Source organism: Methylobacterium sp. 13MFTsu3.1M2 (genome assembly GCF_900112625.1).
Classification (GTDB): domain Bacteria; phylum Pseudomonadota; class Alphaproteobacteria; order Rhizobiales; family Beijerinckiaceae; genus Methylobacterium.
On record NZ_FOMM01000011.1, the window covers coordinates 132,613 to 153,481 of the forward strand.

At 73.5% G+C, this 20,869-nt stretch carries 22 protein-coding genes and 1 pseudogene; 11 read left to right on the forward strand and 12 right to left on the reverse strand.

Annotation, left to right across the window (positions count from 1 at the left end; genetic code table 11):
* Positions 1-62: 62 nt before the first annotated feature.
* The 3 genes from mfd to BM314_RS12340 form a co-directional block, all read right to left on the reverse strand.
* The gene (gene mfd, locus BM314_RS12330) at positions 63-3,659 is read right to left on the reverse strand and encodes a transcription-repair coupling factor (RefSeq protein ID WP_091978294.1); all 3,597 of its coding nucleotides are present in this window, start codon (positions 3,657-3,659) and stop codon (positions 63-65) included.
* A 381-nt stretch (positions 3,660-4,040) separates the two neighbouring features.
* Positions 4,041-4,271, reverse strand: a complete 231-nt coding sequence (locus BM314_RS12335) for a hypothetical protein (RefSeq protein WP_020093287.1) — start codon at positions 4,269-4,271, stop codon at positions 4,041-4,043.
* 25 nt (positions 4,272-4,296) lie between these two features.
* A complete protein-coding gene (locus BM314_RS12340; protein ID WP_020093288.1) occupies positions 4,297-4,593 on the reverse strand; it encodes an FAD assembly factor SdhE in 297 nt (98 codons plus the stop codon).
* A gap of 190 nt (positions 4,594-4,783) precedes the next feature.
* Here BM314_RS12340 and BM314_RS12345 point away from each other — a divergent pair, with 190 nt between their 5' ends.
* From BM314_RS12345 to BM314_RS12355, 3 genes are all read left to right on the forward strand, one after another.
* On the forward strand, positions 4,784-5,761 hold the full coding sequence (locus BM314_RS12345; protein WP_020093289.1) for a quinone oxidoreductase family protein: 978 nt from the start codon (positions 4,784-4,786) through the stop codon (positions 5,759-5,761).
* Positions 5,762-5,770: 9 nt separating this feature from the next.
* Positions 5,771-6,397 carry a bifunctional nicotinamidase/pyrazinamidase gene (pncA, locus tag BM314_RS12350; RefSeq protein ID WP_042672749.1) on the forward strand — a complete coding sequence of 209 codons (627 nt, stop codon included), beginning with the start codon at positions 5,771-5,773 and terminating at the stop codon, positions 6,395-6,397.
* Between the two features lie 99 nt (positions 6,398-6,496).
* A complete protein-coding gene (locus tag BM314_RS12355) occupies positions 6,497-6,697 on the forward strand; it encodes a hypothetical protein (protein WP_056523028.1) in 201 nt (66 codons plus the stop codon).
* Positions 6,698-6,745: 48 nt separating this feature from the next.
* On the opposite strand, the gene BM314_RS12360 is transcribed toward BM314_RS12355, so the two are convergent.
* From BM314_RS12360 to rimO, 3 genes are all read right to left on the reverse strand, one after another.
* Entirely contained in the window at positions 6,746-6,970 is a 225-nt protein-coding gene (locus tag BM314_RS12360) for a hypothetical protein (RefSeq protein ID WP_091978295.1), read from the reverse strand.
* A 284-nt stretch (positions 6,971-7,254) separates the two neighbouring features.
* The gene (dinB, locus tag BM314_RS12365; RefSeq protein WP_020093293.1) at positions 7,255-8,337 is read right to left on the reverse strand and encodes a DNA polymerase IV; all 1,083 of its coding nucleotides are present in this window, start codon (positions 8,335-8,337) and stop codon (positions 7,255-7,257) included.
* A gap of 212 nt (positions 8,338-8,549) precedes the next feature.
* On the reverse strand, positions 8,550-9,896 hold the full coding sequence (gene rimO, locus BM314_RS12370; RefSeq protein ID WP_091978296.1) for a 30S ribosomal protein S12 methylthiotransferase RimO: 1,347 nt from the start codon (positions 9,894-9,896) through the stop codon (positions 8,550-8,552).
* A 357-nt stretch (positions 9,897-10,253) separates the two neighbouring features.
* Here rimO and pabB point away from each other — a divergent pair, with 357 nt between their 5' ends.
* The 6 genes from pabB to BM314_RS12400 all read left to right on the forward strand — a co-directional run bounded on the left by pabB (position 10,254) and on the right by BM314_RS12400 (position 14,586).
* Positions 10,254-11,627, forward strand: a complete 1,374-nt coding sequence (gene pabB / locus BM314_RS12375; RefSeq protein WP_091978297.1) for an aminodeoxychorismate synthase component I — start codon at positions 10,254-10,256, stop codon at positions 11,625-11,627.
* A complete protein-coding gene (locus BM314_RS12380) occupies positions 11,624-12,238 on the forward strand; it encodes an anthranilate synthase component II (RefSeq protein WP_091978298.1) in 615 nt (204 codons plus the stop codon). Before pabB ends, BM314_RS12380 begins: the two co-directional genes overlap by 4 nt.
* A complete protein-coding gene (locus BM314_RS12385) occupies positions 12,225-13,088 on the forward strand; it encodes an aminotransferase class IV (RefSeq protein ID WP_091978299.1) in 864 nt (287 codons plus the stop codon). The genes BM314_RS12380 and BM314_RS12385 overlap by 14 nt, the downstream gene beginning before the upstream one ends.
* Positions 13,089-13,123: 35 nt before the next feature.
* A complete protein-coding gene (locus tag BM314_RS12390) occupies positions 13,124-13,615 on the forward strand; it encodes a DoxX family protein (protein WP_085986781.1) in 492 nt (163 codons plus the stop codon).
* A gap of 126 nt (positions 13,616-13,741) precedes the next feature.
* A complete protein-coding gene (locus tag BM314_RS12395) occupies positions 13,742-13,924 on the forward strand; it encodes a hypothetical protein (RefSeq protein WP_026604943.1) in 183 nt (60 codons plus the stop codon).
* Between the two features lie 116 nt (positions 13,925-14,040).
* Positions 14,041-14,586: a YciE/YciF ferroxidase family protein gene (locus BM314_RS12400; RefSeq protein WP_091677482.1), complete on the forward strand. Its 546-nt coding sequence runs from the start codon at positions 14,041-14,043 to the stop codon at positions 14,584-14,586.
* Positions 14,587-14,665: 79 nt separating this feature from the next.
* Here the strand turns inward: BM314_RS12400 and BM314_RS12405 are convergent, their stop codons facing one another.
* The 6 genes from BM314_RS12405 to BM314_RS12430 form a co-directional block, all read right to left on the reverse strand.
* Positions 14,666-14,995, reverse strand: a complete 330-nt coding sequence (locus BM314_RS12405; protein WP_091677480.1) for a hypothetical protein — start codon at positions 14,993-14,995, stop codon at positions 14,666-14,668.
* Between the two features lie 182 nt (positions 14,996-15,177).
* A complete protein-coding gene (locus tag BM314_RS12410; protein ID WP_091978300.1) occupies positions 15,178-15,555 on the reverse strand; it encodes a hypothetical protein in 378 nt (125 codons plus the stop codon).
* 136 nt (positions 15,556-15,691) lie between these two features.
* Positions 15,692-16,609 carry a nucleoside triphosphate pyrophosphohydrolase gene (gene mazG, locus BM314_RS12415; protein WP_091677476.1) on the reverse strand — a complete coding sequence of 306 codons (918 nt, stop codon included), beginning with the start codon at positions 16,607-16,609 and terminating at the stop codon, positions 15,692-15,694.
* A 72-nt stretch (positions 16,610-16,681) separates the two neighbouring features.
* Complete coding sequence (locus tag BM314_RS12420) at positions 16,682-16,918, reverse strand: hypothetical protein (protein ID WP_020093304.1); 237 nt, start codon at positions 16,916-16,918, stop codon at positions 16,682-16,684.
* 127 nt (positions 16,919-17,045) lie between these two features.
* Positions 17,046-17,291 (reverse strand): hypothetical protein, encoded by a 246-nt coding sequence (locus BM314_RS12425; protein WP_042672728.1) that lies wholly within the window; start codon positions 17,289-17,291, stop codon positions 17,046-17,048.
* A gap of 130 nt (positions 17,292-17,421) precedes the next feature.
* Positions 17,422-19,305: a glycosyltransferase family 2 protein gene (locus BM314_RS12430; RefSeq protein ID WP_091978301.1), complete on the reverse strand. Its 1,884-nt coding sequence runs from the start codon at positions 19,303-19,305 to the stop codon at positions 17,422-17,424.
* 45 nt (positions 19,306-19,350) lie between these two features.
* Between BM314_RS12430 and BM314_RS12435 the strand changes: the two genes are divergently transcribed.
* Positions 19,351-20,298, forward strand: coding sequence for a transporter substrate-binding domain-containing protein (locus BM314_RS12435; protein ID WP_042672727.1), 948 nt, complete (start codon positions 19,351-19,353; stop codon positions 20,296-20,298).
* A gap of 73 nt (positions 20,299-20,371) precedes the next feature.
* Positions 20,372-20,585, forward strand: a pseudogene (locus BM314_RS30975) (hypothetical protein); the annotation flags it as partial.
* Positions 20,586-20,869 lie beyond the last annotated feature (284 nt).

The window sequence follows — 20,869 nt, forward strand, 5'->3', positions numbered from 1 at the left end:
CGCGTCTCCTCAAGCCGCCCCGCAGGATGAGGGGTCTCGCCGGGGCGCGACGCCCCCGCCCCTCACGCCGCCTTCTTCCCCCGCTCGGCGATCTTCACCAAGCTGCGCAGCACCTCGGTGGCAGTCTTGAGCCGGGCCGGGACCGTGTTCAGCTCGCGGACGAACACCACGCTCATGTCGGGCCGCACCTTCGCGAACGACGCCTGCTCGGCCACGTAGGCGACGAGCCCCTGCGGGTTGGCGTAGGAGCGGTCGCGGAAATGGACCACCACACCCTTCGGCCCGGCCTCGACCTTCTCGACGTTCGCCTTGAGGCAGAGGATCTTGATCGTGCCGATCTTGAGGAGCTGCTCCACCTCCGGCGGCAGCGGCCCGAACCGGTCGATCAGCTCGGCGCCGAAGCTCTCCATCTCGGCATCGTCCTGGATGGTGGCGAGCCGCCGGTAGAGCGCCAGCCGGACGCCCAGATCCTCGACGTAATCCTCCGGGATCGTGACCGGCGCGCCGAGCGCGATGGTCGGCGACCACGCCTCCTCGGGCACGTCCTCGATGCCGGCCTTGAGCGCCGTCACCGCGTCCTCCAGCATCTGCTGGTAGAGCTCGTAGCCGACCTCCTTGATGTGGCCCGACTGCGCGTCGCCGAGCAGGTTGCCGGCGCCGCGGATGTCGAGGTCGTGGGAGGCGAGCTGGAAGCCCGCGCCCAACGTGTCGAGGCTCTGGAGCACCTTGAGGCGCTGCTCGGCCTGGGCGGTGAGCTGGCGGTTCGCCGGGGTCGTGAACAGCGCGTAGGCGCGCGCCTTCGAGCGCCCGACCCGGCCGCGCAGCTGGTAGAGCTGCGCGAGGCCGAACATGTCGGCCCGGTGGACGATCAGCGTGTTGGCGGTGGGGATGTCGAGGCCGGATTCCACGATCGTGGTCGAGAGCAGGACGTCGAACTTGCCCTCGTAGAAGGCGGTCATCACGTCCTCGAGCTGGCCGGCCGCCATCTGGCCGTGGGCGACCGCGACCTTGATCTCGGACATCTCGGCGTCGAGGAATTTCTTGACCTCGGCCAGATCCTCGATCCGCGGCACGACGTAGAAGGACTGGCCGCCGCGGTAGCGCTCGCGCAGCAGGGCCTCGCGGATGGTCAGCGGGTCGAACGGCGTCACGAAGGTGCGCACCACCAGCCGGTCGACCGGCGGGGTGGCGATGATCGAGAGCTCGCGAACCCCCGTCATAGCGAGCTGGAGCGTGCGCGGGATCGGCGTCGCCGAGAGCGTCAGCACGTGGACGTCCGCCTGGAGCGCCTTCAGCCGCTCCTTGTGGGCGACGCCGAAATGCTGCTCCTCGTCCACGATGATCAGGCCGAGATCCTTGAAGGCGATGTTCTTCGCCAAGAGGGCGTGGGTGCCGACCACGATGTCGACCGTGCCGGCGATGAGCCCGGCGCGGGTCTGCTTCATCTCCCCCGCCGAGACGAAGCGGGAGAGCTGCGCCACCTGGACCGGCAGCCCTTTGAAGCGCTCGGCGAAGGTCCGGTAGTGCTGGCGGGCCAGCAGCGTGGTCGGAACGATCACCGCCACCTGCTTGCCGGAGATCGCCGCCGCGAAGGCGGCGCGGAGCGCCACCTCGGTCTTGCCGAAGCCGACATCGCCGCAGACCAGCCGGTCCATCGGACGCCCGGCATTGAGGTCGTCCAGCACCGCGTCGATGGCGTTGGCCTGATCCTCGGTCTCCTCGAACGGGAAGCGGGCGGCGAACTCGCCGTAGAGCCCCTCGGGCGCCTGCAGGGACGGGGCCTTCCGGACGAAGCGCTGGGCCGCGACCTTGATCAGCTCGCCCGCCATCTCGAGGATGCGGCGCTTCATCTTGGCCTTGCGGGCCTGCCACGCGCCGCCGCCGAGCCGGTCGAGGGCGACCTCGGAATCCTCCGAGCCGTAGCGGGTCAGGAGCTCGATATTCTCCACCGGCAGGAGCAGCAGGCCGCCGGTGTATTGCAGTTCCAGGCAATCGTGCGGGGCGCCGGCGGCGTGGATCGTCTTGAGGCCCACGAACCGGCCGATGCCGTGGTCGGCGTGGACCACGAGGTCGCCGGGCTGGAGCGCCTGCACCTCCAAGATCACGTCCTGGGGCCGCTTGGCCTTGCGCTTCTGGCGGACCAGCCGGTCGCCCAGGATATCGCCCTCGGAGACGACGGCGAGTTCGCCCGCGGTGAAGCCCGCCTCCAGGCCCCAGACGGCCACGGCCGCGTCGGTGCCGCGCTTGAGCGCGTAGACGTCGGTGAGACGGGTGATCGCCACGGGCTTCCTCAGGCCGTGGTCGGTGAGCACGCCGCAGAGCCGGTCGCGGGAGCCGTCGGACCACGCGCCCAGGATCACGTGATGACCGGATCCCTGGAGGTCGCGGATATGCGCCACCGCGGCGTCGAACACGCTGGCGGTCTCGTCGGCCCGCTCGGGGGCGAAGCTCCGTCCGGCCTTGGCGCCGCAATCGATCACCGCGCGCTCGGACGATTCGGGCTGCGCGAACGGGGTCAGCCGCGCCACGGTGGCGGTGGCGATCCGCTCCTTCAGCTCGTTCGGCATCAGGTACAGGGCGCGGGGCGGCAGCGGCTTGTAGGGGGCGACGCCGGCCTGCGGCGTCTTCATCGCGCCCTCACGGGCCTGGTAATAGTCCTGAACGAGGCTGATCCGCTCGGCGGCGGCATCCTCCACCTGCGGGTCGAAGACCAGCGGCACGCCGCCGAGATAATCGAACAGCGTGTCGAGGTGGTCGTAGAACAGCGGCATCCAATGCTCGAGGCCGGCGTAGCGCCGCCCCTCGCTCACCGTCTCGTAGAGCCGGTCGTCCCGCGTCGCCGCGCCAAAACTCTGGATGTAGTTCTGGCGGAAGCGCCGGATCGTCTCGGTGGTGAGCTGGACCTCGCTCATCGGCATCAGGTCCAGCGAGCGGAGCTGGCCGGTGGTGCGCTGCGTCTCCGGGTCGAAGGCGCGGATCGATTCCAGCGTGTCGCCGAAGAAGTCGAGGCGGATCGGCGCCGCAAGGCCGGGGGGCGACAGGTCGAGGATGCCGCCGCGGACCGCGTATTCGCCGGTGTCGCGCACCGTCCCGGTGCGCAGGAAGCCGTTGGCCTCGACCCAGGCGACCACGTCGTCCATCGCCACGACGTTGCCGATCGCCGCCGAGAACGCCTCCCGGGCGATGTGGGCCCGGGGCGGGACCCGCTGCACCAGGGCGTTGACCGTGGTGCAGAGGATGCGCGGCCTGTCCTCGGCCGAGCGGGTCCGGGCGAGGCGGGCGAGCGCCGTCATCCGGGCGGCGGCGACCGCCGTCGTCGGCGAGACCCGGTCGTAGGGCTGGCAGTCCCAGGCCGGCAGGCTCATCACGTCCATCTCGGGCGCGACGAAGCCGAGGGCCGCCTGGAAGGCCGCCGAGCGCCCGGAATCGCGCGCCACGTGGACCAGCACCGCCGGCGCGTCGACGGTGGGCGCCAGGGCGCGGGCGAGGTCGGCGAGCGCCAGCGCGTCGAAGCCCTCCGGGGCGTTCGCCAGGACCGGGCTGTCGCCGCGCTTCAGGGCGTCGATCGCCCGGGCGAGCGCGGAGGATTTCGGCAGCGCGAAGCGCGCGACCTGCGGCTTGGCGGCGGGGGCGGGGGGCTTCGGCTGAGGCTTGGCCATCGGGTCTTTCGCGGGAAATCCCGCCGGGCGCGTCAGGGGAGGAGGTCGGGTGGCGTTAGCCGATCGGGCCGCCGCGATAAAGCGTCCCCGCGGTCACGGCTGAACGCATCCTATATGGCGGTTCTGCCGCGGCATGGAACGGCTGTTCGGCCGCGCTTCGGGGACACGCATGGCCGGGCGCAGAGCACCTTGCGGATCGCCTCTCCCAGGGGGGAAGAGACGGCCCCATCGTCTTTGCGAGCGCTGCGAAGCAATCCAGCGGCGCCGCACCTTCGGACGTCGCGCTGCCCTGGGTCACGTCGCTGCGCTCGTGATGACGGAGCGGGCCGCATCGGCCGAGCTTTTCGATCGGATGCGACGGAAGCCCGCGGCTTACGCCCCTCAGGCGTCCGGCCCGACGATCTCCGCCAGCGCCGCCTCGACCCGGCCGCGGAAGAAGTCCGCGTTGGGCATGTGCTCGGTCATCGCGGCGGCGCGCGCCGTCGCCTGCCGCAGGATCTCGGCGCGGAGTGCCGGATCGGAGCGCTCCATCATCTCCAGCATGATGCGCACCACCAGCTCGGTGGCGATCGACCGGGCCGGGTGGTCGTAGTTGGGCTTCGGTTCGTCCATCGCGGGCTCTCTCGACCGGTCGCTCTCAGGAGTGGATCGGCGCGTCGTGCCGGTGGAACGCCCGCACCCGCCGCCAGACCGACGTGTCGTAGTTCGTGGGCGTCTCGACCTCGCCGGTCAGCCACTTGAACAGGTCGCGGTCCGGCACCTCGATCAGCGCCTCGAACTGGTCGAGCTCCGCCTCCGACAGGTCGCCGATCTCGGCATCGGCGAAGCGGCCCATGATCAGGTCCATCTCGCGGATGCCCCGGTGCCAGGCGCGGTAGAGGAGGCGGCGGCGGCGCGGATCGAGGTCGGCGCTCGTGCGGGTGGTGCCGGACATGGATGTCGGACCTCGGCTCAGGGAATGGCAGGGCCTAGATAGGCGTCCGGGTCCGGCGGATCCAGAACGGGGCCGCGGCCGGGCGGGTTACAACCGGGGCGCGAGAGGCCAAAAACGAATTGCCTCCGGCGGGCGGTCCGTTATCTCGGGCTGCAACGCCCCGGACGGGGCGGCGAGCGGGAGTCCAACGATGCCGAAGGCGATCCGGGTCTACGAGTACGGCGGTCCCGAGGTGATGCGCTTCGAGGACGTGCCCCTGGCCGAGCCGGGTCCCGGGCAGATCCGGGTCAGGCAGGCCGCCATCGGCGTCAACTTCATCGACATCTACTTCCGCACCGGCGCCTACAAGTCCCCGCACATGCCCTACACCCCCGGCAAGGAGGGCGCCGGCACCGTCACGGCGGTGGGCGAGGGCGTGACCCAGTTCAAGGCCGGCGACCGGGTCGCCTACGGCTCGGTGGCGGACGGCTGCTACGCCGAGGAGCCGGTGATCCCGGCCTCGGCGGCCGTGCCGATCCCCGACGGGGTCGACGAGAAGACCGCCGCCGCCATGATGCTCAAGGGCCTGACCGTCGAGTACCTGCTGCACCGGACCTACGCGGTGAAGCCCGGCGACACGATCCTGTGGCAGGCCGCCGCCGGCGGCGTCGGCCTGATCGCGTGCCAGTGGGCCAAGCACCTCGGCGCCACCGTGATCGGCACCGCCGGCAGCCCCGAGAAGGCGGAGCTCGCCAAGCAGAACGGCTGCGACCACGTCATCCTCTACCGCGAGGAGGACGTGGCCAAGCGCGTGCGCGAGATCACCGGCGGCAAGGGCGTGCCGGTGGTCTACGACGGCGTCGGGCAGGCGACCCTGATGGGCTCCCTGGACAGCCTCGCGCCGCTCGGCCTGCTGGCGAGCTTCGGCTCGGCCTCCGGGGCGATCACCGGGCTCGACCTCGGCCTGCTGGCCCCGCGCGGCTCGCTCTACGTGACGCGCCCGACGCTCGCGACCTTCTCGTCGAACCGCGCCACCCTGGAGGAGGCGGCCGCCCGCCTGTTCAAGGTGGTCCGCGACGGCGCGGTGAAGATCGCGGTCAACGCCACCTACCCGCTGGCCGAGGCGCAGCAGGTGCACCGCGACCTCGCGGGCCGGGAGACCACCGGCTCGATCGTGATGCTGCCGTAGGGACCGATCGTGACGCCCGGCAACGCCGACCTGCTCCTCGTCGTCGACGTGCAGGTCGACTTCCTGCCGGGCGGGGCGCTCCCCGTCCCGGGGGGCGACGCGGTGATCGGCCCGATCAACGACCTCCAGCACCGCTTCCGGCACGTGGTGCTGATGCAGGACTGGCATCCGGCCGATCACGTCTCCTTCGCCGAGACCCATCCGGGGCGGGCCCCGTTCGAGACCGTGACGCTGCCCTACGGGCCGCAGGTGCTGTGGCCGCGCCACTGCGTCCAGGGCAGCCCCGGGGCCGCCTTCGCGCCGGACCTCGCCACCGACCGGGCGAGCCTGGTGGTGCGCAAGGGGCTGGATCCGCGGGTCGACAGCTACTCGGCCTTCCTGGAAGCCGACCGGGCCACGCGCACCGGCCTCGCCGGGGCGCTCCGGGAGCGCGGCATCACCCGCGTCGCCGTGTGCGGCCTCGCCACCGATTTCTGCGTCGCCTGGAGCGCGCTCGACGCGCGCGACGCGGGGTTCGACGTCCTCGTGGTGGCGGACGCGGTGCGCGGGATCGACGTGGACGGGTCGCTCGCGCGGGCCTGGGCGCGGATGGAGGCGGCGGGCGTCCGCCGGATCGCCGCGGCGGAGATCGGCTGAGGGCGTGCGGGGACCGGGAGGCGAACCGCCGCACGCCGCGCGGGAGACCGGCCCCGCGCCGACGCGTTGGCCCGACATCAGCATCCGACAGGAGCCTGCATGTCATCCAAGCACCCGAAGACCGACACGCCCACGGACGCCGACCTCAAGGGCAATCCCGGGATCGGCACCTCGAAGGGGATGAGCGGCGCCGACCCGGCGGATCTGCAGGCGGATTCGACCTTCGAGGGCGACGTCGACAACGAGACGAAGCTCGACGGCGGCGTCGACCCCGACCACCGGCCGCGCAAGAACGCGTGACCGAGAACGCGTGACCGGATGCCCGGGCCGGTGCGGCCCGGGTCGATCTCAGCGACTGCGCGCCGGCGCCTTCGGCCGCTGCGGTGCGGGGGCCGCGGGCCTGGCGCTCGGGCCGCCTGCCGGAACGTAGACCTGGGCCGGGCTCGCGGTGTAGCCCCGGAGCTGGGCCGCGTTGGCGGCCCCGAAAGCGGATGTGCCGTCCGCGCGGGCGGCGCCCGCCGCGAGGGCCGATAGAAGCGCGGCGGCCAGGGCCAGGCGGGCGTGCTTCGGCATCGACAGGGTCCTCGTGTTCGCGCGGGCTCGAGAAACCCTGATCCAGACTGGATCGCTCCGCTCTGCGATCGACCCGGCCTTCCCGACGTGCGGAACCGCACAGGCGCCGTGTCGTGCATGACGGCGGCGGCACTATCGCTTTCCGGTTGATCGCTTCCCCACCGTCGTCGTTGCGAGTGGAGCGAGGCGATCCAGGGCAGCGCCACGCTGACCGATGTCCTGCTGCCCGGGGTCACTTCGCTGCGCCCGTGATGACGGAGCGTGGGCCTGCCCCTGAGGCCGTGTCAGAGCGCCAGCCCGAGCTGGAGCGGCGCCTCGGGCGCGTCCTGCGCGAAGCCCGACAGCGACACCCCGATCAGCCGCGCGCTGCGGCGCAGGGGGAACAGGCCGGCGAGCAGGTCGAGGCCGATCCGCTCCAGGGCGGCCCGGTCGGCCACCGGCACGGCGAGGGACTTCGCCCGGGTGACCTGCGCGAAATCCGAGAACTTGAGCTTCAGGGTCACGGTCCGGGCGCGCATGCCCTTGGCGTCGGCGCCCGCCCAGACCTTGTCGAACAGCGGCGCCAGCCGGGCGGCCAGGACCTCGAAGGCGGCCGTGTCGTCCGAGAAGGTGGTCTCGGCGCCGATCGACTTGCGCACCCGGTGGGCGCGCACCGGCCGCGCGTCGATGCCCCGGGCGACCGCGTGGTAGTAGGCGCCCGCGGAGCCGAAGGTCTCGCGCAGGCGCTCCGGCGTCCAGGCGCGCAGATCCGCCCCGGTCTCGATCCCGAGCCGCTTCATCTTCGCCTCGGTGACCGGGCCGACGCCGTGGAACCGGCCGATCGGCAGCGCCGCCACGAAGTCCGGCCCCATGGCGGGGGTGATGACGAACAGGGCGTCGGGCTTGCGGTGGTCGGACGCCACCTTGGCGAGGAACTTGTTGTACGAGACCCCGGCCGAGGCGATGAGTCCGGTCCGTTCCAGGATCTCGGCCCGGATCGCCTTCGCCACGGCCGTCGCCGTCGGGAGGCCCAGGAGGTTCTCGGTGACGTCGAGATAGGCCTCGTCGAGGGCCACCGGCTCGATGATGGCCGTGTGCCGGGCGAAGACCGCCCGGATCTCCTCGGAGACCGCCCGGTAGACCTCGAAGCGCGGCTTCACGAACAGCAGGTCCGGGCACAGCCGCCGCGCGGTGGCCGACGGCATGGCGGAGCGGACACCGAATTTTCGGGCCTCGTAGCTCGCAGCGGCCACCACCCCGCGCTCCCGGGAGCCGCCGACCGCCAGCGGCCGGCCGCGCAGCGACGGGTCGTCGCGCTGCTCCACGGAGGCGTAGAACGCGTCCATGTCGATGTGGATGATCTTTCGGAGCGCGACCTCCGGATCCATCGCCGCCTCGGAGATCCGCCGTGTGTTCCCGATCTGTTCCGAAAAAGCGCGGCGGGACGGCGGGGTCAAGCTGCGCCGGACGCGGCGTCAACAGGAGTCCAGGCCGCGCCCGTCATCGCGAGCGCAGCGAAGCGACCCAGGGCAGCCGGACATTTCCGAGCGCAGCGCATCCCTGGATTGCTTCGCTCCGCTCGCAAAGACGGAGCCTGCCGTCAGGCGACGCTGCCGTAGAGGTCGTAGGCCTCGGCCCGGTCGATCTTCACCGTGACGATGTCGCCGACCCGCACCGGGCGCCGGAACGCGGCGTGGACGGTCCCGTCGATCTCCGGTGCGTCGGCCTTGGACCGGCCCCGCGCCACCCCGCCCTCGACGGAATCGACGATGACGGGCAGCCGCTTACCGACCTTGGCCCGCTGCAGCCGGAGCGCGATGCCGTTCTGGGTCTCCATGAACCGGCGCTTGCGCTCGGCCTTCACCGCCGGCGGCACGAGGTCGCCCAGCGCGTTGGCGGTGGCGCCGGCCACCGGCTCGTACTCGAAGCAGCCGACCCGATCGAGCTTGGCCTCCTGCAGCCAAGCGAGCAGCTCCTCGAACTCGGCCTCGGTCTCGCCGGGGAAGCCGACGATGAAGGTCGAGCGGATCGTGAGGTCCGGGCAGGTCTGCCGCCAGCTGCGGATCCGGTCGAGCTGGCGCTCCTGGTTGCCGGGGCGGCGCATGCGCTTGAGCACGGAGGGGCTCGCGTGCTGGAGCGGCATGTCGAGGTAGGGGAGCACCTTGCCCTCGGCCATCAGCGGGATGACCTCGTCCACGTGCGGGTAGGGGTAGACGTAGTGCAGCCGCACCCAGGCGCCGAGCTCGCCGAGTTCCTTGGTGAGGTCGTAGAACTTGGCGCGGACCTGGCGGTCGCGCCACGGGCTCTCACTGTAGCGGATATCGACGCCGTAGGCGCTGGTGTCCTGGCTGACGACCAGCAGCTCCTTCACGCCGGCCTTCACCAGCTTCTCGGCCTCGCGCAGCACGTCGGCGGCGGGGCGGCTGACGAGGTTCCCGCGCAAGCTCGGGATGATGCAGAAGCTGCAGCGGTTGCTGCACCCCTCCGAGATCTTCAGGTAGGCGTAGTGGCGCGGGGTGAGCTTGATCCCCTGCGGCGGCACGAGGTCGAGGAACGGGTCGTGGGCCGGCGGCACCGCCTCGTGGACGGCCGCCACCACCGACTCGTAGGCCTGGGGCCCGGTCACCGCCAGGAGGTCGGGGTACTTCTCGCGGATCTCCTCCGGCTGCGCGCCCATGCAGCCGGTGACGATGACGCGGCCGTTCTCCGCCATGGCCTCGCCGATGGCCGAGAGCGACTCCGCCTTGGCGGAATCGAGGAAGCCGCAGGTGTTGACGATCACCACGTCGGCGCCGTCGTGCCGCCGGGCCAGCTCGTAGCCCTCCGCGCGCAGGTGGGTGAGGATCCGCTCGGAATCGACCAGCGCCTTCGGGCAGCCCAGCGAGACGAACGAGATTTTCGGGGCGGCGCCGGGAGCGGGGCCGCGGGGAGCGGGCGTGGCGGTCATGGCATTCGGGTCGGACAGTCCGGCGGGGCGATCGGCCGCCCGGCGCGCGGGACCAGGAATTCGGGGTCGCGCTCCTATACAGGCTCCCGCGCCTCCGCGCGAGGCCGGCCGCCGCAGGGGTGCCCGGCCCTGCGCGCGAGCCTGAGCTCTGACAAAGATCCTATCGCTACGGCAAAGCTTTGCGGCCGGCTCCTCAGACCCCACATCAGGATTGGGCGGCGCGGCCCTGCGCCCCGGACACGGCCCGCCCGCGCGCGGCGGCGGGGCCTGCGTGGAACTGCCGCTTCCCCCGCGGCATCGCCTGTGCGACGGCAGCGGATGACGCACAGCCCGAGGATAACGGCCCCGAACCCGGTCATGTGGACCCGAGAGATCCCCTTCATCGATCCCGTCGCGGCGGCGGCCCGGCTGCGCGCCCTGCCCGGGCTCGCCTTCCTCGACAGCGCCATGCGGCACGACCCGCTGGGGCGGCACTCGATCGTGGCCGCCGACCCGTTCGCGCGGTTCCGCTACCGCGACGGGCGCGCGACCCTCGACGGGAGGCCGGTGGCGGGCGGCCCGATGGCCGCGCTCCGGGCCTGCCTCGAACCCTACCGGCTCGAGGCAGGCCCGGAGCCGTTCCCCGGCGGGGCGATCGGGTACCTCGCCTACGACCTCGGCGCGGCGCTGGAGCGGGTGGCGCCGCCCGCCCGGCGGGCGGGGCTCACCGACGACATCGCGCTGAACCTCTACGACACCGCGCTGGTCGTCGACCACGCCGCCGGCACGGGCCGGCTCGTCGCCACGGGTTTCCCCGAGACCGCGCCGGACGCGCGGCGGGCCCGCGCGGAGGCGCGGCTCGCCCGCTTCGCCGACCTGCTCGGCGGCGCGGAGCCGCCGGTCCCGGCCCCCGCCCGGCCGGCCCAGCCGCTCGCGTGGCGCTCGAACTTCGACCGCCAAAGCTATGAAGAAGCAGTCGAAAAGGTCCGCGCCTACATCCGGGCCGGCGACATCTACCAGGCCAACATCGCCCAGCGCTTCGTCGCCGACCTGCCGGCCGGCTTCGACCCGTTCGCCCTCTACCGGCGGCTGCGCGAGACCAACCCGGCGACCTTCGGGGCCTACCTGGAACAGGAGGGCCTGACCGTCGCCTCGTCCTCGCCGGAGCGGTTCATCCGCCTCGACGGGCGGCACGTGGAGACGCGCCCGATCAAGGGCACCGCCCGCCGCCTCGACGACCCGGCGGCCGACCGGGCGGCGGCCGAGGCGCTCCAGGCCAGCGTCAAGGAGCGGGCCGAGAACGTCATGATCGTCGACCTGCTGCGCAACGACCTGTCGCGGGTCTGCCGGCCGGGCACCGTCGCCGTGCCGACCCTGTGCGGCCTGGAGACCTACGCCAACGTCCACCATCTGGTGTCGGTGGTGACCGGCGACCTCCGCGACGGGCTCGACGCCCTCGACCTCCTGGAAGGGACCTTCCCGGGCGGCTCGATCACGGGCGCGCCGAAGATCCGCGCCATGGACATCATCACGGAGATCGAGGGCGACGCGCGGGAACTCTACTGCGGCGCCATCGGCCGGATCGGCTTCGACGGGGCGCTCGACACGTCGATCGCGATCCGCACCGTGTTCATGGACGACCGGCAGGCGGTCCTGCAGGCCGGGGGCGGGGTGACGCTGCTGTCGGAGCCCGGCCCGGAATACGACGAGACCCTGGCCAAGGCCGCCCGCGTGTTCGAGGCCTTCGCATGATCCTCGTCCTCGACAATTACGACTCGTTCGTCTTCAACGTCGTCCGTTACCTGGAGGAGCTCGGCGAGACGGTCCGGGTCGTGCGCAACGACGCGCTGGACGTCCCCGGCATCCGGGCGCTGGAGCCGGAGGCCCTGGTGGTCTCGCCCGGGCCCTGCACCCCCGCGGAGGCCGGGATCTCCCTGCCGGCGATCCGCGACCTGTCGGGCGCGGTGCCGATCCTCGGCGTCTGCCTCGGCCATCAGGCGATCGGCGCGGCCTTCGGCGGCACGGTCGCGCGGGCACAGCGCCCCCTCCACGGGCAGATGACGCCGATCGCCCATACCGGCGAGCGCCTGTTTTCCGGAATCCCGGCGCCGATGCCGGTCGGGCGCTACCACTCGCTGGTCGTGAATCCCGGCCCCGACATGGAAAAGCACCTCTCGGTCGACGCGGTCTCGCAGGAGGGGGAGGTGATGGCGCTGTCGCACCGGACCCACCCGACCTACGGCATCCAGTTCCACCCGGAATCGGTCCTGACCGAGGGCGGCCACGCCCTGTTCGCCAATTTCCTGGATCTCGCCCGCGCGTGGCGGGAGAGGCCGGAGGGGCGCCGCGATGCTGTGGCGTGACGGGGCGCTTCTGCTCGGAACCACGGCTCCGCTCGACCACACCGACCGCGGCCTGACGCTCGGCGACGGCCTGTTCGACACCGCACTGGCGCTCGGCGGCCGCGTCGCCTTCGAGGACGCCCATATCGCCCGGCTCGTGGCCTCCGCGGAGACGCTGGGGATCCCCGCCGAACCCGAGCGGATCCGTGCGGCCATGCGGGACCTCGCGGGTCAGGGGGAGCGGCTCGCGATCCGGACCACGCTGACGCGCGGCTCCGGCCCGCGCGGCCTGAGGCCGCCGGACGCGCCGAACCCGACCCTGTTCGCCACCGCGGCCGCGAGCGCCAGGGCCGCGTCCTTCGCGCCCCTGCGCCTGTGGCCGACGGCCATCGCCCGCAACGACACCTCCCCCGCCGCCCGCCTGAAGACGCTGGGCTATCTCGACGCGGTGCTGGCCGCCCGCGAGGCCGCCGCCGCGGGGTTCGACGAGGCGCTGTTCCGCAACACCCGGGGCCGCGTCGCCTGCGCGGGCACCGGCAATCTCTTCGCCCTGTTCGGCGCCAATCTGGTGACGCCCCCGCTCGGGGACGGCGTGCTCGCCGGCATCGTGCGGGCGGAGGTGCTGGGTCTCGCCGCCGGATGCGGGCTGCGGGCCGAGGAACGGTCGCTCGGCCTGCCCGATCTCCTCGGCGCGGAGGCCGTGTTCCTGACCAACTCCCTGCGGCTCCTGGCCCCCGTGACGGCCATCGGCGACACGGCCTTCCCGAGCGCCGGCCCGGGCGCCGGCCATCCGGCGGTGACCCGCCTCGTGGCGGCCCTGCGCGCCCGCGTGGCGCAGGCCTGCGGCGTCACGGAGGACGCGGTCGCGTGACCGAGGGAGCGATCGAGGGAGCGATCGAGGCGTCAATCGAGACTTGGCGGCGCCGGCTGCGCTACGCGCTCGCGGCGATCTACGGGTTCATCGGCGTGGTCCACCTCGTGGCGACCGACGCGATGCTGCCGCTCATGCCCGACTGGGTGCCGCAGCCGCGGCTCGTCATCCTGGCGACCGGCCTGTGCGAGATCGCGGGCGCGGTCGGCCTCCTCACCGGGCGGTTCCGCCGGGCGGCCGCGCTCGGCCTCGCCCTCTACGCGGTCTGCGTCTACCCGGCGAACCTCAAGCACGCGTTCGAGCACGTCCACGTCGAGGGCATCCCGGATTCCTGGTGGTACCACGGGCCGCGGCTCGCGTTTCAGCCGGTCTTCGTCTGGGCGGCGCTCTGGGCCGGCGGCCTGATCGACTGGCCGTTCGGCGGCCGCCGCGGGTCCGGACAGGGCGCGACCGAGATCTCCGGTGATCCGGCACGGCCGCCGAAAGGTCCGGGTCCCGACGCGCCGGCAACCATCCGCGAACCTTGATCACAGGATCCCGGGATCCCCGGATCCCGGCAGGCTTTGATCCCAGGATCCTGGCCGATTGACCGGCCGGAAGCCGCCGCGCGGGCCGGAAGACCGGTCGGCCCGGCGGCGATACGGGCGGACGACATGCCGAAGCGCCGCGACCCGGGCCGATCGCCCCCGCCTCCGCCGGACGCGGTGCCGGAGACCGTGCCGGACCGCGACGCGGTGGAGCGCGCCCTGGAAACGGTCCTCGACCGCCTGCGCCCGAAGCCGGGCGGCGCGCCGCGGGGCAGCCGGAAGCCGCGCCCGGACGGGGCGGGCGGCTGAGCCCCGAAAGGTTCCTCCACAGGGCGAAGATATCGCCCGGATACGGCCGGCCGGACCGGAGTTCCCCGGAGGACGCCGCCGAACACGGCGTGTGGACCCCAGCGGAGACAGACCGAATGGCCAAGCAGAAGACGCTGCAGGACGCCTTCTACGAGACCCTGAAGGACGTCTACTACGCCGAGAAGCAGTCGGTGAAAGCCCTCAAGAAATCCGCCAAGGCGGCGGAGCACGACGAGCTGCGCCAGGCCTTCGAGACCCACGCCGAGGAGAGCGCCCAGCAGGTGGAGCGCCTGACGCAGGTCTTCGAGATCATCGGCAAGCCGGCCCGGGCCAAGACCTGCGAGGCGATGCAGGGCATCGTCTCGGAGATGGAGGAGGACCTCGACGACTTCGCCGACAGCCCGGCCGCCGACGCGGTGCTGGCCGCCTGCGCCCAGGCGGTGGAGCACTACGAGATCGCCCGCTACGGCACCCTGAAGACCTGGGCGGCCCAGCTCGGCTACGCGGACGCCGCCGAGCTCCTGGACGAGACCCTGCAGGAGGAGAAGCGGACCGACGCGCTGCTCTCGAAGATCGCCGAGTCGATCAACGCCGCGGGCGAGCCGGGCGGGGCGGAGCCGGACGCGGAGCCGTCGAAGGGCCGGGGGAAGAAGGCCGCCTGACCGCGGACCGGCCGCGCGGGCGGGCCGGCGCCCCCGGGCGCCGGTTCGCCGCGGCCCCGGGGGCGACGTCAGTTCGCCGTCAGTTCGTCTTCTCGATGGCGCTCAGCGGCGTCCAGTAGCAGCGATCCTGCGTGTCCTTCAGGGCGAGGCAGCCGTAGCTCATCGTCCGGGACTCGAGCCGGACCTCCTCGCCGGGCTTGAACGACCGGCACTCGCCGCTGGCGAGGCTGCCCTGCAGCAGCTGGCCGAACCCGGACTCGTCGCCCGCCATGACCAGCTTGAACAGGCGGTCCGTGACCTCCTGGGTGTGGCAGCCGAACCGCTCCTGGAGGATCGTCTCGGCCGCGGCGGGCCGGGACAGGGCGGCGGTGACGGCGAGGGCGGCGAGGACGGGCAGGGTGAAGCGCATGCGCGGAACATATCCGCGCGCCGCGACGTGTCGAGCCCTCGCCGCGCGGGGGCGCCGCGGAGGATCGCCGCGGGGATCGCCGCGGGGATCGCCGCGAAGGCAGCCGCGAAGACAGCCGCGAAGACAGCCGCGAAGGCAGCCGGCCCGGTCGGGCGGCGCGTCCGGGCGAGGGCCGATCCGCGCTACCCGGCGACGGGCCTGACCACGACGTCCTCGGCGTAGACGAGGGTTGCCATGACGCCGGACCGGATCCGATCGAAGACCGCGTCGAGATCCCCGACGCTCTGCATCAGCACGGCGCACGAGAGGGCGACGATCTGCGGGGTGCGCTCCGTCCCTTCGGCGAGGAACTCGCGGATCGCGTCGACGAGGGACGTGGTGGCGTCCGCCTCCTCGGTGGCACCGAGGACGTGCAGGCAATCCTGCCGCAGGGACACGAGATCGCCGTCCACGACCGAGACCCATTGCCGGTCGTGATCGTAGATGAGCCAGCGCACCGACCCCGCCGCCACGGGGGCCAGTCCCGCGAGGTAGCGCCGAGCGGCCGCGTCGTCGAACATGGCACGGGTTTAACGCCCGCCCGCCGGAACGCCAACGCGTCGGATCACCGTTTCGGAGCCCGACGGATCCGCCGCGACGAGCCGGCATCTCGGGCCGCGAGCGGGCAGGGCGGGGCGGGGCGGCCTGACAGCGCCGCTACGCCTGTCCCGCCGCCTCGTCGCGCTTGGCCGCCTGCCACGCCGCCTCCATGGCGGCGAGGTCGGAGCGGCCGAGGGCGCCCCCGGACGCCGCGAGATGCCGCGCCATGGCGGCGAAGCGCCGCTCGAACTTGGCGGTGCCGTCGCGCAGGGCGGTCTCCGGGTCGATCCCGGCGTGCCGCGCGAGGTTCGCCACCGAGAACAGGAGGTCGCCGATCTCCTCGGACAGGGCCTCCGGGTCGCCCGCCGCCAGGGCCTCGGCGACCTCGTCGGTCTCCTCGCGGACCTTGTCGACGACCTGGGCGGCGTCGTCCCAGTCGAAGCCGTAGGCGGCCGCCCGCCGGGAGATCTTCTCCGCCCGGGCGAGGGCCGGCAGCGCCCGCGCGACGCCGCCGAGGGGGTCGGGCGCCGGGTCCGGCGCGAGCCCCGCGTCCCGCCGCTCCGCCTGCCGGGCCGCCCGCTCCTGCGCCTTGATCGCCGCCCACTGGGCCTCGACCGCCGCGGGGTCGCGCAGGGGCGAGCCGGCAGGCAGGGGCGCGCCGTCCGGGGTGAAGACGTGGGGGTGGCGCCGGACCAGCTTGTCGCCGATGGCGCGGGCCACGTCGTCGAACGCGAAGGCGCCCCGCTCCTCGGCCATGCGGGCGTGGAACACCACCTGGAGCAGCAGGTCGCCGAGCTCGTCGCGCAGGTCGCCGAGGTCCCCCCGCGCCACCGCGTCGGCGACCTCGTAGGCCTCCTCGATCGTGTAGGGCACGATGGTGGCGAAGCTCTGCGCCACGTCCCAGGGGCAGCCGGCGACGGGATCGCGCAGGGTCGCCATCAGGCGCAGGAGCCGGCCCAGGGGCGCCTCCGCGGCGGGATCGGCGTCCCGCCCCCCGCTCGCCCCGGACCGGCCCGCGTCGCGTGTCTCGCTCATGCGGACGGGGTTAGCGCACGGCGCGGCGCAGGGAAATGCGTCTCGCGGATCGCCGGTCCTCAGCGCCGGTCCTCAGACCCGGCTCGGGTCGCGCTCGCGCACCTGCTCGGCCTGCAGGCCGTTCAGGTAGCCGGTGAGGCGGCCGCTGACCGCCGGGTCGGCGCACTGCACCCAGAGCGGCGCCGGGAGGGCGCGGACGGGCAGGCGCAGCAGGAAGGCCTCGGCCGAGAGGGCCGCCTCCCGCTCGGAGGCGGCGGCCAGGAGGCGCGCCCCCGCCTGCGTGCCGATCAGGATCGCGATCGTGCTCATGGCAGCTCTCCCGGCAGCTCGCTCGGCCGCGCTCTCGGCCTCTCCGGGCCGCGCCCGTGCGGGACAACGGCGCGCGGGCCGCGGGCGTTGCACGGCGCGCCGATCCGCGCGGGTTCCGTCGGGGCCCTCAGCTCGTCGGCCGGACGCAGAGCGGCTCCCGGGCCAGCGCCAGGGTGAACGACCACAGGATCCGGCCGAGGGAATCGGTCAGCACCGCCCCGGTCAGGAGCATGTTGGCGGCGGTCCGGCACAGGTCGCGGGCGCGGCGGATCGCCGCCTCCGCGTCGTCCGCCTCCAGGCGGTCGCTGGCGAAGGCGAGGCCGCAGCGGCCGTCCGCGTGCTCGAGGGTGCGTCGGAGGTGATAGGCCGGCATCGCTTGGACCACCGCGAGGCGAATCACCGGCCGCCCGCGGCGCGGGCGGGAGCCGGCTGGCCAAGCTAGCGGCCCGGCGCGGGCCCGCGACTGATCCAGATCAAGCCGACGCGCATCCGCTGCCGCCCGGTCACGTCCCGGTGTCGCAGGCTGTCGCAGGGTACGCCCGCCGCCGGCGGCCGCTGCGGGAGGTCCGCGCGAGGCCGTGCCGGGTCTTGTTCCAGCGCAGCGGCGCCCGGACCAGCTCGATCAGCGCCAGCCACGCGGCGAGGCTGACCAGCAGGAAGTAGACCGGCATCCACGGGACCGACCGGGCGAGGTCCCCCCAGCCGCGCCGGGCGCAGCCGACGAGGGCGGGCAGGACCAGGGCGGCGAGTCCCGTCCCGAACAGCGTGATGGCGAGCCCCGTGGAGAGGTTGTCCAGGAAGACGGGGGCGGCCGGGATGTCCCGGACCAGGAAGGACCACGCCGCCGCGGCGAGGCAGGCCGGGTAGGCCAGCGCCGAGACCACCGTCCCGGGGACCAGGGCGGCGGCGCAGAGCGTCTCCAGGCCGCCGAGCCTGCGGGCGTTGGCCAGCGGGTGCCGCCCGTGGGTGAGGCTCGTCTGGACCAGGCCCTTAAGCCAGCGGGTGCGCTGGCCGAGCCAGGGCCCGAGGCGGGCCGGCGCCTCCTCGAAGGTCGGGCTGGGAAGGTCGCCGACGGTGTAGCCCGCCAGCGCGAGGCGCAGGCCGAGATCCGCGTCCTCGGTGACGTTGTGGGCGTCCCAGCCGTGCAGAGCCCGCACCACGTCGGTGCGCAGGTGCATCGAGGTGCCGCCCAGCGGGACCGGCAGGCCGCAGCGGGCGAAGGCCGGGTTCAGCACGTCGAACAGCCCGGCATATTCGAGGGCGAAGGCACGGGCGAGGCGCGAATCGCCGGCATTGTCGATCACGAGCCGCCCCTGGAGGCAGGCGGTCCGCGCGGGCAGGCGCGCGAACAGGGCGGCCGCCAGCCGCAGTTGCCCGGGATCGGGCACGTCCTCGGCGTCGTAGACCGTGATCAGGGTGCCGCGAGCCAGCGGCAGCGCGGCGTTGAGCGCCCGCGGCTTGGTGCGCGGGCCGCCCGGCGGCACCGTGATCACCTCGAACCGGGCCGGGAGGGTGTCGCGGGGGAGGGCCGCGGCGGTCTCCGCGTCGTCCGCCTCGAGCAGCAGCTTGATGTCGAGCTTGGCGGCCGGATAGTCGAGGGCGGAGAGCGCCCTGAGCAGGTCCGGCACCACCGCCGCCTCGCGGTGGAGGGGGACGAGGATCGTGTAGACCGGCAGGTCGGCCTCGGCGAGGGGCACCACCGCCTCCGCGGCGACCGGAGCCGCGATGGCGAGGGCCGCGATCCGCAGGGTCGCCATGGCCAGGAACAGGACCTGCCCGGCCGTCATCACCGCGCGCGCCAGCGGGGCCGGCAGCGCCGCGCACAGGCAGAGCGCGGCGGTCCCGCCGAGGGCGAGGACCAGCAGCCAGCGGAAGGCCGGCTCGGGGGCGGCCGCCCACTCGGGGCCGTGCCGCCGCAGGTCGTGCGCCGCGTGATCCGCCACCTGCCCGGGCACGGACGCGAACACGGCCTCGCGCAGGCGGGTAGGGCTGGTGATCGCCGGCACGGCGGCGTGGCCAGCGGCGCGGCCGGCGGCGTCGAGGAGGTCCGCGATCGCCCGCCCGCGGGGCGCCAGGACCCAGGGCGCCACCGCGCCCGGCGCCAGCGGCGCGAGGCCGGCCACGAGGCTGTCGGGGAAGCGCAGGCCCAGGCCGAACGGGATCGGGCCGTCGAGGTAGGGGGCGCCGAGCGCCCGGGCCAGGGCCGCGTAGTAGGCCGATTCCGCGATCAGGCCGGCATTCATCAGCGCGGTCGCCGCGTCGGTCCCGGCCGCGGCCGCCGCGGCGGCGGCCCGGGCCAGCAGCCGCGCATCGACGCCCTCGTCCAGCAGGAAGGCGATCTCCGGCGGCAGGCCCTCCGGCCCCGCGGGCGGGCGCTGGAACGACACGCCGCGCGCTCCCCCGGCGGCCCGAGGACGTGGTAGAGGAGGGGGGTGAGCCAGTCCCCGCCCCCGCGCTCCGAGAGGAGCACCGCCCCGTCCCCGTCGTCAAGAGGCGATAGGACAGCCATCCCATCCCGGATCGCGGCGGCCGCGGTCGCGGCGCTCCTCGCGGGGCCGGCCGCCGCCGCGGCGCCCCCGGCCGCGCCGGCCACGGGCGTCACCGCCACCCCCGCCGTCACGATCCCGGATTTCTGGAACCCGCGCAGCCGGGGCGAGCGCGTGGAGGCGCCGCAGACCGGCCGGGCGGTCCGCTTCCTCACGGACGACGAGTTCCCGCCGCTGCACTTCGCCGGCCCCGACGGCAACCCGACGGGCTTCGTGGTCGAGCTCGCCCGGGCGGTCTGCGAGAAGCTGACGATCACCTGCACGGTGCAGGCGCGCCGCTTCGACACCCTGCTCGACGCCCTCGACGGCAAGCAGGGCGACGTGGTCGCGGCCGCCATCCCGCTGACCGCGTCCCTGCGGTCGCGATTCCTGGCGACGCGGCCGTATTTCCGCTGGCCGGCGCGCTTCGCGGCCCGGGCCGACAAGGGCCTGCCGGTCCCCTCCGCGGCGGCGCTCGCCGGCCGCAGCGTCGGGGTCATCGCCGGCAGCGCCCACGCGGCCTACCTCAAGGCGTTCTTCCCGAAGGCCGTACCGAAGGACTTCACCGATCTCACGGCGGCCGAGAGCGCGCTCAAGCGCGGCGAGATCGACTACCTGTTCGCCGACGGCCTCAACCTCGCCCTGTTCGTCGGCGGCCAGGACGCGGAGAGTTGCTGCGCGCTCACCGGCGGCGACTACCTCGAGAACCGCTATTTCGGGGAGGGGATCGGCCTGATCACCCGCCAGGAGGACGCCGCCCTCTCCCGGGCGCTGGACGACGCGCTCCAGCGGGTCTGGGACGACGGCAAGTACACCGAGCTGTACCTGCGGTTCTTCCCCGTCAGCCCGTTCTGAGGGCTTTCGTCGCCACCAGGAATGGGGATCCTGCTGCCGGGCTTCGGTTGTCGGACGGCACGCGGACGGCACCGTGGCGGATCTGCTCGAGCAGGCGGTGGCGAAGGCGCGACCCGTCCCCGGACCTTCAGGACGAGAGCGCGCGGCTCATGCTGGCCTTCGCGGGGGACGAGGCCCCGGTTTACCGGTTCACCCCGGAGGAAGAGGCGGAACTCGACGAATCCGGGGCCGCCGAGGCGCGCGGCGATCGCGCCACCGATGCGGAGATCCGCGCCATCTGGGCCAAGGTTCGGCGCCGAGAGCCTGTTCGACTCGGGACTTCCCCTCCTCGCCCTCATCCTGAGGTGCCGCGCAGCGGCCTCGCAGGAGAGCTCCAGCCAGCGCAGCGGTCACTGGAGGGCTCCTTCGAGGCCTCCGCTGCGCTGCGGCACCTCAGGATGAGGGCGAGATTCGGAGATCCGGGATTCGCGACTCGGCCTGGCACGCGCAGGAAGCCGAGCGGATCGGGCGTGCGTCTGCCAACCCGAAACCGGCCCACGCTGTCATAGGCCGCACGCACTGGCCTCACGCG

What these genes read in the sequence shown, in the direction of transcription:
- BM314_RS12340 (WP_020093288.1), bottom strand. Translation starts at nt 4,593, where the DNA reads ATGTCCGGCACCACCCGCACGAGCGCCGACCTCGATCCGCGCCGCCGC.
- BM314_RS12355 (WP_056523028.1), top strand. Translation starts at nt 6,497, where the DNA reads ATGTCATCCAAGCACCCGAAGACCGACACGCCCACGGACGCCGACCTC.
- BM314_RS12395 (WP_026604943.1), top strand. Translation starts at nt 13,742, where the DNA reads ATGCCGAAGCGCCGCGACCCGGGCCGATCGCCCCCGCCTCCGCCGGAC.
- pabB (WP_091978297.1), top strand. Translation starts at nt 10,254, where the DNA reads ATGTGGACCCGAGAGATCCCCTTCATCGATCCCGTCGCGGCGGCGGCC.
- BM314_RS12360 (WP_091978295.1), bottom strand. Translation starts at nt 6,970, where the DNA reads ATGCCGAAGCACGCCCGCCTGGCCCTGGCCGCCGCGCTTCTATCGGCC.
- BM314_RS12385 (WP_091978299.1), top strand. Translation starts at nt 12,225, where the DNA reads ATGCTGTGGCGTGACGGGGCGCTTCTGCTCGGAACCACGGCTCCGCTC.
- BM314_RS12345 (WP_020093289.1), top strand. Translation starts at nt 4,784, where the DNA reads ATGCCGAAGGCGATCCGGGTCTACGAGTACGGCGGTCCCGAGGTGATG.
- BM314_RS12425 (WP_042672728.1), bottom strand. Translation starts at nt 17,291, where the DNA reads ATGCCGGCCTATCACCTCCGACGCACCCTCGAGCACGCGGACGGCCGC.
- rimO (WP_091978296.1), bottom strand. Translation starts at nt 9,896, where the DNA reads ATGACCGCCACGCCCGCTCCCCGCGGCCCCGCTCCCGGCGCCGCCCCG.
- dinB (WP_020093293.1), bottom strand. Translation starts at nt 8,337, where the DNA reads ATGGATCCGGAGGTCGCGCTCCGAAAGATCATCCACATCGACATGGAC.
- mazG (WP_091677476.1), bottom strand. Translation starts at nt 16,609, where the DNA reads ATGAGCGAGACACGCGACGCGGGCCGGTCCGGGGCGAGCGGGGGGCGG.
- BM314_RS12400 (WP_091677482.1), top strand. Translation starts at nt 14,041, where the DNA reads ATGGCCAAGCAGAAGACGCTGCAGGACGCCTTCTACGAGACCCTGAAG.
- BM314_RS12410 (WP_091978300.1), bottom strand. Translation starts at nt 15,555, where the DNA reads ATGTTCGACGACGCGGCCGCTCGGCGCTACCTCGCGGGACTGGCCCCC.
- BM314_RS12420 (WP_020093304.1), bottom strand. Translation starts at nt 16,918, where the DNA reads ATGAGCACGATCGCGATCCTGATCGGCACGCAGGCGGGGGCGCGCCTC.
- BM314_RS12380 (WP_091978298.1), top strand. Translation starts at nt 11,624, where the DNA reads ATGATCCTCGTCCTCGACAATTACGACTCGTTCGTCTTCAACGTCGTC.
- mfd (WP_091978294.1), bottom strand. Translation starts at nt 3,659, where the DNA reads ATGGCCAAGCCTCAGCCGAAGCCCCCCGCCCCCGCCGCCAAGCCGCAG.
- BM314_RS12335 (WP_020093287.1), bottom strand. Translation starts at nt 4,271, where the DNA reads ATGGACGAACCGAAGCCCAACTACGACCACCCGGCCCGGTCGATCGCC.
- BM314_RS12405 (WP_091677480.1), bottom strand. Translation starts at nt 14,995, where the DNA reads ATGCGCTTCACCCTGCCCGTCCTCGCCGCCCTCGCCGTCACCGCCGCC.